General features: G+C 37.5%; 9 protein-coding genes and 5 tRNA genes. 7 read left to right on the top strand and 7 right to left on the bottom strand.

Translation table 11 applies throughout. The features are described from left to right. Positions 1-53: 53 nt before the first annotated feature. From HMPREF2644_RS02815 to HMPREF2644_RS02830, 4 genes are all read right to left on the bottom strand, one after another. Positions 54-129, bottom strand: a tRNA-His gene (locus tag HMPREF2644_RS02815). A gap of 26 nt (positions 130-155) precedes the next feature. Beyond that, positions 156-232 (bottom strand) — tRNA-Arg (locus tag HMPREF2644_RS02820). 151 nt (positions 233-383) lie between these two features. Further along, a complete protein-coding gene (gene rlmKL / locus HMPREF2644_RS02825; protein ID WP_070828212.1) occupies positions 384-2,519 on the bottom strand; it encodes a bifunctional 23S rRNA (guanine(2069)-N(7))-methyltransferase RlmK/23S rRNA (guanine(2445)-N(2))-methyltransferase RlmL in 2,136 nt (711 codons plus the stop codon). Between the two features lie 129 nt (positions 2,520-2,648). After that, positions 2,649-2,725 (bottom strand) — tRNA-Met (locus HMPREF2644_RS02830). 186 nt (positions 2,726-2,911) lie between these two features. Here HMPREF2644_RS02830 and mltA point away from each other — a divergent pair. The 3 genes from mltA to znuA all read left to right on the top strand — a co-directional run bounded on the left by mltA (position 2,912) and on the right by znuA (position 5,970). Continuing rightward, a complete protein-coding gene (gene mltA / locus HMPREF2644_RS02835) occupies positions 2,912-4,021 on the top strand; it encodes a murein transglycosylase A (RefSeq protein WP_011271891.1) in 1,110 nt (369 codons plus the stop codon). Beyond that, entirely contained in the window at positions 4,021-4,791 is a 771-nt protein-coding gene (gene tcdA, locus HMPREF2644_RS02840; protein ID WP_005668509.1) for a tRNA cyclic N6-threonylcarbamoyladenosine(37) synthase TcdA, read from the top strand. Before mltA ends, tcdA begins: the two co-directional genes overlap by 1 nt. A gap of 177 nt (positions 4,792-4,968) precedes the next feature. Next, complete coding sequence (znuA, locus tag HMPREF2644_RS02845; RefSeq protein ID WP_070828213.1) at positions 4,969-5,970, top strand: zinc ABC transporter substrate-binding protein ZnuA; 1,002 nt, start codon at positions 4,969-4,971, stop codon at positions 5,968-5,970. A 49-nt stretch (positions 5,971-6,019) separates the two neighbouring features. Here znuA and HMPREF2644_RS02850 read toward each other — a convergent pair whose 3' ends face one another. From HMPREF2644_RS02850 to metC, 3 genes are all read right to left on the bottom strand, one after another. After that, entirely contained in the window at positions 6,020-6,526 is a 507-nt protein-coding gene (locus tag HMPREF2644_RS02850; protein ID WP_005653606.1) for a DUF2301 domain-containing membrane protein, read from the bottom strand. 112 nt (positions 6,527-6,638) lie between these two features. Next, a complete protein-coding gene (mpl, locus tag HMPREF2644_RS02855) occupies positions 6,639-8,000 on the bottom strand; it encodes a UDP-N-acetylmuramate:L-alanyl-gamma-D-glutamyl-meso-diaminopimelate ligase (protein WP_038440912.1) in 1,362 nt (453 codons plus the stop codon). Between the two features lie 384 nt (positions 8,001-8,384). Then, positions 8,385-9,572 carry a cystathionine beta-lyase gene (metC, locus tag HMPREF2644_RS02860; protein ID WP_011271894.1) on the bottom strand — a complete coding sequence of 396 codons (1,188 nt, stop codon included), beginning with the start codon at positions 9,570-9,572 and terminating at the stop codon, positions 8,385-8,387. 136 nt (positions 9,573-9,708) lie between these two features. On the opposite strand from metC, the gene HMPREF2644_RS02865 reads away from it, so the two are divergent. The 4 genes from HMPREF2644_RS02865 (at position 9,709) to HMPREF2644_RS02880 (ending at position 11,291) form a co-directional block, all read left to right on the top strand. Beyond that, the gene (locus HMPREF2644_RS02865; protein WP_005649619.1) at positions 9,709-10,311 is read left to right on the top strand and encodes a peroxiredoxin C; all 603 of its coding nucleotides are present in this window, start codon (positions 9,709-9,711) and stop codon (positions 10,309-10,311) included. Between the two features lie 100 nt (positions 10,312-10,411). After that, complete coding sequence (pgsA, locus tag HMPREF2644_RS02870) at positions 10,412-10,969, top strand: CDP-diacylglycerol--glycerol-3-phosphate 3-phosphatidyltransferase (protein WP_005649617.1); 558 nt, start codon at positions 10,412-10,414, stop codon at positions 10,967-10,969. A gap of 155 nt (positions 10,970-11,124) precedes the next feature. Continuing rightward, positions 11,125-11,200 (top strand) — tRNA-Gly (locus HMPREF2644_RS02875). Positions 11,201-11,204: 4 nt separating this feature from the next. Then, positions 11,205-11,291 (top strand) — tRNA-Leu (locus HMPREF2644_RS02880). Positions 11,292-11,297: the final 6 nt, after the last annotated feature.

The raw sequence follows: 11,297 nt of genomic DNA on the forward strand, positions 1-11,297 counted from the left end.
CCAGTTGCGCTACCAAGCTGCGCTACTCGCCGTCAGATCTTATAAAGATAAGATGGGGTGGCTAATGGGATTCGAACCCACGACAACTGGAATCACAATCCAGGGCTCTACCAACTGAGCTATAGCCACCATTAAAAGTTGTTATTGCACTGACCTGGCGCGCTCGACAAGATTCGAACTTGCGACCTTTGGCTCCGGAGGCCAACGCTCTATCCAACTGAGCTACGAACGCGTTACTGCGTCGTCGTTGCGGTGGCGTATATTAATGATTTAATAAAATCTTGTCTAGCACTTTTTGAAAAAAAATGTTTGAGCGATAGTTTTTTATTCAGTTTGTTTAAAATTCACTATTTTTTCGACTATTTTTACAACTTGGCAAATTATTATATATGTTGAATCATCCAACAATTATGAATTTGTTTATTACGTTCAAAATCTAGAGGCAATGTTTTATGCGAAATTTCTACCGCACTTAAACCTAATTCTTCCAACGCAACTAAATTCATTTTGAATCCACGTTTATTATTCGAGAAAACAATTGTGCCATTATTCGACAAAACTCGTTTTAAATTGCGCATTAATTTCACATGATCTCGTTGAACATCCCAACTCTCTTCCATACGTTTAGAATTCGAAAACGTCGGTGGATCCACAAATATCAAATCAAATTGACGATCACATTTTTCTAACCATTGAAGGCAATCTGCTTGAATTAATTTATGTTGTTTACCTTCAATATCATTCAAAATAAGATTTTGCTCCGCCCAATTAAGATAAGTATTTGACATATCAACGGTCGTTGTCGATTTAGCACCACCAAGTGCTGCATGAACAGTTGCAGAACCTGTATAAGCAAATAAGTTCAAGAAATCTTTACCCTTTGCCAACTCACCAATCATTTTTCTTGTTAAACGGTGATCTAAGAATAATCCAGTGTCTAAATAATCTGTCAAATTTACCCAAAGTTGCGCGCCATATTCATTCACATAAAAGTATTCGCCTTTATTGGCTAACTTCTCATATTGATTTGTACCTTTTTGTTTCTGACGAACTTTGAGGATCAACTTATTCGTTTCCACACCTGTCACTTGCAAAGTTGCAGTAACGGCATCTAACAAACGCTGACGCGCTTTATTTTCATCAATATTTTTCGGCGCTGCATACTCTTGCACAACAATGTAATCTGCATAACGATCAACAGCTAAATTATATTCAGGCAAATCAGCATCATATAAACGATAAGCGTCTAATTCTTGTTGCTTTGCCCATTTGCTAATTTTCTTAATATTTTTTTGTAATCGATTAGCAAAATCTGTTGTGATCTCCGAAGTGCGATTAAATTCTAGTTCCTTTTCAGCTGTAGTTTCGTCATGTTTTCGTTCTGAAACTTGATAATTCTTCTGAACACAATCTAATGGGCCATTTTTGGCTTTAAACTGTCGGCTAGCACGCATTCTCAAACAATCAAGCAATGTGGATTCGCTACTAAAAACAGAAACATTCCAACCGCAAAATTCTTTTTTAAGTCTTTGCCCAAATACAGAATAGAGCGCGATTAAAGCTGGGGTTGTTCCTAAACGTTCCCCATAAGGTGGATTACAGATAACCGTACCGACTTCATTTAAACGAGGATTTTTTAACGCTGCCACATCAGCTTGCTGCCATTTAATTAAATGTGAAACACCTGCATTTTGTGCATTTTTCTGCGCCTTTTTTAATACACGGTGATCGAGGTCAAATCCATAAAAGTGCGGTTGAATTTCACGTTGTTTTTCTTCTGCTAATTCAATCGCTTCATTTTTTACTTTTTCCCAAGCCGATTGATTATGCGCTTTCCAAAAATCAAATCCCCAATGTAAACGATAAAGTTGCGGTGCAATTTTGGCTTCAATTTGTGCCGCCTCAATTAAAAGCGTTCCAGAACCACACATTGGATCTACTAATGGAGAACCCACTTGCCAACCTGAACGCATAACAATTGCCGCCGCTAGAGTTTCACGTAAAGGTGCTTGACCTGCATCTTCACGATAGCCTCGCAAATGTAATGCTTCCCCACTTAAATCTAAAGAAATCACTAAATTTTCACGATTCAAATAAGCATGGATACGTACGTCTGGCTGAATTTTATCTACATCAGGACGAGCTTTACCTTGACGTTCAAAGTAATCGACAATTCCATCTTTAACGCGCATCGCACCAAATTGAGTATGACGAATTTCTTGGTTGGTTCCATTAAAATCGACAAAGAATGTAACTCGTTCATCAAATTGTGCTAACCAATTAAAGCCTGAAACAGCCGCATAAAGATCCAAATCACTGTAAATTTTGGTTTCAATCAAAGGAAATAAAATGCGTGAAGCAAGGCGTGACCAAAGCAAAGTGCGGTATAAAGTTTCGTCATCAGCTTGATAATGAACGCCACCTTGAACCACTTTTGCCTCTTGCGCGCCAAGTTCAGTGAGTTCAACTTTTAATAATTCTTCAAAGCCACGAGAAGTCGTTGCAAATAATTGTTTCATTTAGGTACCGATTTTGAAAATTTTGAGGGATTATAGCATAGAAAAAGATGATCTAATTGAGATCATCATAGCGAGTTAAACTGTAAAAAGAAAAGCCCTGATTTTCTAAATCAGGGCTTCAAAATTTGCTGGTTGCGGGGGCCGGATTTGAACCGACGGCCTTCGGGTTATGAGCCCGACGAGCTACCAAGCTGCTCCACCCCGCGTCTGATGAGGCGTACTATACTCGCTTAAAATTTAATTGCAAGAATTAAACAAAACTTTATCAATTGTTTGTTAATAAAATGTTCAATGTGTAGTTTTATTAAGCAATTTCACTAAATAACACTGGTTGTTTTCTGTAAATTTTGATAGCGTATGCGACCTTATTTCTGCTTACTTTAGGATTGAAAATGTCGGTGTGTAAACCATTTTGGTTCAAAACTTTTTCTATCTCAATTATTACCGCACTTTTGGTGTCTTGTACCTCTAACATAAAAAACATTCAGATTCCCACCACCTTAAATGGTAGTGATCCTCAACAATTCGGTGCAAAATATACCAATCGAACTTATCAGCAAGCAGCGCTTGTGCCTGTATCCAACATAGAAAACCAAAGTGCGGTAATAAATCAAGGCGATTTTTTAACACAGCTTTCCAATATAAAAAATTATTCGAGTAAACTTTCCACCAATTTTTACGACAATTATGAAAAGATTACAAATTGGGTTCTTTCTGGGGCAAATATTAATGAACTCACTCAATTTAATATCCATCCGCAAATTATGCGTGGATTTGATGGGTATCAAAATGTACTGATGACAGGCTATTATTCGCCTATACTTTATGCTCGTCATACCCCACAAGGTCAATTTAAAAATCCAATTTATCGTATGCCTGTAAAAAAACGTCTAAGTCGAGCACAAATTTATGCGGGCGCATTAACGGGAAAAAGATTAGAGTTAGCATATAGCGATTCAATGTTAGAAAACTTTTTACTTGGTGTACAAGGCAGTGGCTATGTAGATTTTGGCGATGGTAATCTTAACTATTTTGCTTACGCAGGACAAAATGGTTACCCTTACACGGCTATCGGGCGTTTATTAGTAGAAGATGGCGAAATTCCAAAAGAAAAAATGTCTATTCAAGCAATTCGAGAATGGGGTAATCGTAATCCCTCTCGTGTACAAAGCTTGTTAGAACGCAATGAAGCTTATGTATTCTTTAAAAATGATCCAAGTGGCAAAGTGAAAGGCTCTGCGGGCGTTCCTCTTGTAGCAATGGCTTCAGTGGCATCAGATCGCAATATTATCCCGTCTGGTTCTGTGCTTTTAGTCGAAGTACCCGACATTGATAATAACGGAAACTGGATTGGCACACACAAATTACACTTAATGGTTGCACTTGATGTAGGCGGTGCAGTGAAAGGTCATCACTTTGACTTATATCGTGGTATCGGTGCTAGAGCAGGACATATTGCAGGGCTTTCAAAACACTACGGTAGAGTATGGGTATTACGGTAATGGCTAGAATAGATAATTACGAACAACGCTTTGGTGGCATTGGGCGACTTTATACGCCTGATGGCTTAGCGCGCTTACGCCAAGCGCATATTTGCGTAATAGGCATTGGTGGCGTGGGTTCTTGGGTCGTGGAGGCCTTAGCACGTTCAGGTATTTGCGAACTCACATTAATTGATATGGATGATATTTGCGTCACAAATATCAATCGCCAACTTCCTGCGATGAGCGGCACAATCGGCAAATTAAAAACTGAAGTCATGTCAGAGCGAGTAAAATTAATTAACCCAGAATGTACCGTCAATATTATTGATGATTTTATCTCGCCAGAGAATCAATCGGATTATCTCAACCGAGGCTATGACTACGTCATTGATGCCATTGACAATGTGAAAACTAAAGCGTCGCTGATTGCTTATTGTAAACGTAACAAAATTAATGTGATTACTATTGGCGGTGCTGGCGGTCAAACTGATCCAACCCAAATTCAAATTGCCGATCTCAGTAAAACTATTCAGGATCCGCTGCTCGCCAAAGTGCGGTCAGTTTTACGCAAGGATTACAATTTTAGCCAAAATCCAAAGCGCAAATTTAGTATCGATGCGGTATTTTCAACACAACCTTTAATATTCCCACAAATGACTGAAGGCTGTTCTACTTCTGCCACAATGAATTGCGCAAACGGATTTGGTGCAGCCACGATGATTACGGCAACCTTTGGTTTTTTTGCCGTTTCTCGTGTAATAGATAAATTACTAAAGAAAAAATCTTAATCACCTCTTGAAAATGCACATTGACCATAAATGTGCATTTTTTATTGAATGAAACCTATTGACTTTGAAAATGAAAAATTTTCCCTCTTTTTACTATAAAATCGTTGCAATTTATATAAAAAGGCGTACTCTTTTTTCCCTTTGAGAATTACTACCAACAAGTAAGGAAACATAAATATGAAAAAACTTTTAAAAATTAGTGCCGTTTCTGCCGCACTTTTAAGTGCGCCAATGATGGCGAATGCCGATGTATTAGCATCAGTAAAACCTTTAGGCTTTATTGTTTCATCTATTGCAGATGGCGTAACTGGTACACAAGTCCTTGTTCCTGCAGGCGCCTCTCCGCATGATTACAATTTGAAATTATCTGATATTCAAAAAGTAAAATCTGCAGATTTAGTTGTATGGATTGGTGAAGACATTGATTCATTCTTAGACAAACCAATTAGCCAAATTGAACGTAAAAAAGTGATTACCATTGCCGATCTTGCGGATGTAAAACCTTTATTAAGTAAAGCTCACCACGAGCATTTCCATGAAGATGGCGATCATGACCATAAGCACGAACACAAACATGATCATAAACACGACCACGACCATGATCATAAACACGAGCATAAACACGATCACGAACATCATGATCACGATCATCACGAGGGTTTAACAACAAACTGGCACGTTTGGTATTCTCCAGCTATCAGCAAAATTGTTGCACAAAAAGTAGCGGATAAATTAACTGCACAATTCCCAGATAAAAAAGCGTTAATTGCACAAAATCTTTCAGATTTTAACCGCACTTTGGCAGAACAAAGTGAAAAAATTACGGCACAACTTGCAAATGTTAAAGATAAAGGTTTCTACGTTTTCCACGATGCTTATGGTTATTTCAACGATGCTTATGGTTTAAAACAAACGGGTTACTTTACCATCAATCCATTAGTGGCACCGGGTGCAAAAACTTTAGTGCACATTAAAGAAGAAATTGATGAACATAAAGTAAATTGCTTATTCGCAGAGCCTCAATTTACGCCAAAAGTGATTGAGTCTTTAGCGAAAAATACTAAAGTCAATGTAGGACAACTCGACCCAATTGGCGATAAAGTTACTTTAGGTAAAAATTCTTATGCAACATTCTTGCAATCTACTGCAGATAGCTACATGGAATGTTTAGCTAAATAAATCTTTCTAAAAACAATGACCGCACATAAAAGTGCGGTCATTTTCTTTGCTAAATTTGATATTTAGTTTTATCTCCAATATCAAAATGCAAAGGCATTCGCCATTTTTGTATCGCTAAAACTAAAAGTAATACGCCAGAAATAATAGAAAAAATGCGTAGTGCAATAAGATTATTTAACACCCACGAAAACCACAAGCAAGCCACAAATATCGGCTGTAAATTTAGCAAAGGCACGCGGAAACAAAAATATTCTTTAAAACACAAGCCACCTAAAGTAAGTAACGCACCGCCAAGAGCCAACGCAGGATAATGATTAATATAAAAAAGTAATCCTATCCAAGTAGCAAATTGAAAAAGCAATCGAAAAGATTTTAAGTAAATGTGTAACGAAGAGGCACAACAGGTTGCCGCAATTAATATAAATGTGAGTGATAAATCTGGATACCAACTCACTGTAAGAACAGCCAACGCCGCTATCACAAAACCAGTTCGGTAAATAATAACAGTCAGATAATCTAAAAAATCCATCGGTGATTTAATATGTGGATCAGCCATTGTATAAATGTTCCTTTTTATGAATTACAAATTAAAAATAAATATAGCCTAAAAGTCAGAAATAAAAAGTACAGTCAATTTAGAAACAGGTTCTAAATTAACCGCACTTTTATTATTTCAGTTTTAGCTTATCAAGAATTTTTTGATGAATGCCACCAAAACTGCCGTTAGACATCACTAAAATATGATCCGTAGGTTGAGCCTCTGCAACAATCATATCCACTAATCGATCTAAATTTGCATTCCAATAAGCAGGTTGTACACATTGGTTTGCAATATCTGCCACTTCCCAAGAAAGTTGTTCAGGTTGAAGCATAAACACGGCATCAGCTCGACCAAGTGCAGGCGCGATGTCATCTTTGTGAACACCCATTTTCATTGTGTTAGAACGAGGTTCAAGCACTGCAAGAATACGAACACCACCACCAACTTTATCTCGTAAAGCGGTTAGCGTAGCAAGAATAGCTTCTGGATGATGAGCAAAATCATCATAAACCGTAATGCCATTAACTTCACCTTTCACTTCTAAACGACGTTTAGCATTCACAAAAGATCCCAACGCTTTGCACGCATCTTCAATAGCAACGCCAGTATGATGAGCCGCAGCGATCGCCATTAACGCATTATGCATATTATGTTGTCCCACTACATTCCATTTTACTTCTGCCACTTTTTCTCCATGATGGAAGACAGCAAAATGTGAAGCATCATTTGTAATACGTTCAGCAAACCACTCGTTATCTTTGCCTAAAAATTGCTGTTGAGACCAACATCCCAATGCCAAAGTTTCTTTTGCACTTTGTTCACTCGCCGAACTTAATACCAAGCCACTGGCTGGGATAGTTCGAATCATATGATGAAATTGGCGTTGGATCGCTTTGAGATCATCAAAAATATCTGCATGGTCAAAACTAATGTTATTTACGATAAGTGTACGAGGATTGTAATGGACAAATTTCGAACGTTTATCAAAGAAAGCTGTATCATATTCATCAGCTTCAATAACAAAATAAGGGCTATCTCCTAAACGAGCTGAAATGCCAAAATTACCCGCAATTCCTCCGATTAAAAAACCTGGTTTTAAGCCATTTTGTTCTAAGATCCACGTTAGCATACCTGTTGTGGTTGTTTTTCCATGCGTACCTGAAATCGCCAATACCCAACGATCTCGCAATAAATGATCATGTAACCATTGAGGGCCAGATGTATATTTCAAATTATTTTCCAACACATATTCTACGCAAGGATTACCACGTTTCATCGCATTACCAACAATTACCATATCAGGCGCAGGTTGTAATTGTGCAACATCATAATTTGGAATAATCTCGATACCTTGCTCTTCTAAAAAAGTGTTCATTGGAGGGTAAACATTAGTATCGGAACCCGTTACGTGATAGCCCATTTGTTTAGCAATCATCGCCACACCGCCCATAAATGTGCCACAAATACCTAAGATATGAATATGTTTCATTGTATTTCTCTGTTGATTAAGGAAAACGAAAAATATGATAAAACAACTTCTATGAACTTTCAAAAGAAAAGACCATCATACCAAACTATATGATCTATAATTAACGCCACTGAACTATTATTTAACCACTTCAATAGGAATAAACAATGAAATTTAAGCGATAAAACAATTTCAGAAGCACAATAGCTCACTATTTACAAAGAAAATAATCAGCCGTTCTATGTAGCAAATCTTCCTGCATTACAATTTGGAAAAAGTATTCAAGTCGATATTATTGGGACTTCAATTCATTTTGCTGACGGTACCCAAATTGGTTTAGTTTCAGAACAAAAATAATCCTATAAAAAATGCCTGTGTAAAACAGGCATTTTTTTATCCGCACTTTTAAGCAATTCGCTCAAAACCAGCTTTCAAATCTGCAATTAGTTCATCCACATTTTCAAAACCAATATGCACACGAATTAATGAACCTGTAAGATTACGTTTAATATTTGGACGAATATGTGCAATTTCTTCTGGTTGATTACAAAGAATTAGAGACTCAAATCCTCCCCATGAATAAGCCATAGCGAACAGTTGAAAATGATCCATAAATTTTGATACTTGCTCTGAAGTTAATCGCTGGGTTAATTCAAAAGAAAATAAACCACTGCTTCCACTAAAATCACGTAAAAAGAATTCATGACCAGGGCAACTTGGTAAAGCTGGATGGTACACAGTTTTTACTTCTGGTTGCTCACTCAACCATTTTGCCACTTTAATACTGCTTTCCTGATGTTGTTTTAATCGTACCCCCAATGTACGGATACCACGAGCAGTCGTATAAGCAGAATCTGCATCAACCATTTGCCCCATTAAATAGGAATGTTCTCTAAGTTGATCCCAAGTTCGCGCATTCGCAACGGCAGTACCAATCATAATATCTGAATGACCCACTAAATATTTCGTACCCGCCTGAATAGAAATATCAATATCATGCTCTAACGCTTTAAATAGAACACCTGCCGACCAAGTATTATCAATCATAATCACAATATTAGGGTTCACCTTTCTTGCAGCCTTCACAATAGTCGGAATATCGGGAATTTCCATTGTAATAGAACTCGGTGCTTCTAAGAAAAGTACTTTTGTATTCGGTTGAATAAGCGTTGCAATATCCGCACCAATAAGAGGATCGTAATAAGTTATATCGATCTGCATTTTTTTCAGCACAATATTACAGAAATATTGGGTTGGCTCGTAAGCTGCACCACTCATTAACACATGGTCGCCAGTTTTAACAAAAGAAAGAATCGAATTAGTTACTGCTGCTGTACCACAAGGATAAAGATAACAACCTGCCCCCCCCTCCATTTCGCACATTAAATCTTGTAAAGCAAAATGTGTTAGCGTCCCTCTTCTGCCATAAAATAATTCGCCTTTTGCTCTACGTTGAGTAGCGTGTTTTTTATCTTCAATACTGTCAAATAGTAATGAAGAAGCTCGCTGTAAAACAGGGTTTACCGATCCTTGTGAAAAACGTTTTTGACGCCCTGCATGGACAAATGTTGTTGAGAGATTGTGTTGTTGCATATTTCCACCTTATTTTAGATAAGATTAATTGCTTTAATAGATAAAATCGAGTATAAAATGTCGGCGTTTCAAATAGAATCGCACCGCTATTTTGTGTGGCAAAACTTTAACTTAACTTTATATAGGAATTATGACTATGGTATTAGTAACCCGTCAAGCACCAGATTTTACTTCATCTGCTGTATTAAGCAATGGCGAAATCGTTGATAACTTCAACTTTAAAAAACACATTGCTGGAAAAGCTGCAGTAATCTTTTTCTACCCATTAGACTTTACCTTTGTTTGCCCTTCTGAGTTAATCGCATTTGACCACCGTTATGAAGAATTCAAAAAACGTGGCGTAGAAGTAGTTGGTGTTTCTATCGACTCTCAATTCACTCACAATGCATGGCGTAACACCCCAACTGAAAATGGTGGTATCGGTCAAGTTAAATATGCATTAGCGGCAGACGTAAAACACGAAATTGCTCAAGCATACGGTATTGAACATCCAGAAGCAGGCGTTGCATTACGCGCTTCATTCTTAATCGACAAAAATGGCGTTGTTCGTCACCAAGTAGTAAACGATCTTCCATTAGGTCGTAATATCGATGAAATGTTACGTATGGTTGATGCATTACAATTCCATGAAGATCACGGTGAAGTTTGCCCTGCTCAATGGGAAAAAGGTAAAGAAGGGATGAAAGATAACCCTGAAGGTGTTGCAAAATACTTAAAACAAAACGCTGATAAACTTTAATCCGTAATTATTTACAAGAAAGCCACATAATGTGGCTTTTTTTATATTCTTAGATACTTTAGAATAGGCATATCTCTAACACCAAGAGCGGTTCATTTCTATGAAATTCAATATCCCAATTTTCCTAACGATCTTTCGAGTCATTTTGATTCCTTTTTTCGTGATTGCATTTTATTTACCCATTGAATCATCTCCTTTCATCACAACACTGATTTTTTTTATTGCAGGTGTCACTGACTGGCTAGATGGCTATCTAGCTCGTAAATGGAAACAGACCACGCGCTTTGGTGCATTTCTTGATCCTGTTGCTGATAAAGTAATGGTAGTGGCTGCACTAGTTTTAATTGTCGAACATCAACATACATTTTGGATAACCATTCCTGCCATTATTATGATTTCTCGTGAAATTATCATCTCCGCATTACGTGAATGGATGGCAGAGCTTGGGGAACGTAGCAAAGTCGCAGTCTCTTGGTGGGGAAAATGGAAAACCACAGCGCAAATGTTAGCACTAGGCGGATTATTATGGCGTTATAACAACTATATGGAAATAGCAGCAATTATCTTACTTTATATCGCCGCTATTTTAACTATATGGTCAATGATCCAATATTTACAAGTAGCAAAAGGAAGCTTGCTAGATAATATTCAATTATAAATTTAAATAAAACACAGTTATTTTTTATGATAACCATCTATATTTGAGTTATTTTTAATCAAATAAAATATTTTTTATTTTTTTCGTTTGACAGCAATATATAAATCCGTAAAATACGCCCCGTTGTCACGTAGCAGTGCTGATTAGTGATAAATGCGGGAATAGCTCAGTTGGTAGAGCACGACCTTGCCAAGGTCGGGGTCGCGAGTTCGAGCCTCGTTTCCCGCTCCAATTTGCCCGAGTGGTGGAATCGGTAGACACAAGGGATTTAAAATCCCTCGCCTTTCGAGGCGTGCCAGTTCAAGTCTGGCTTCGGGCACCATTTAAA

Source organism: Haemophilus sp. HMSC071C11 (assembly GCF_001837655.1).
Taxonomy (GTDB): domain Bacteria; phylum Pseudomonadota; class Gammaproteobacteria; order Enterobacterales; family Pasteurellaceae; genus Haemophilus; species Haemophilus influenzae.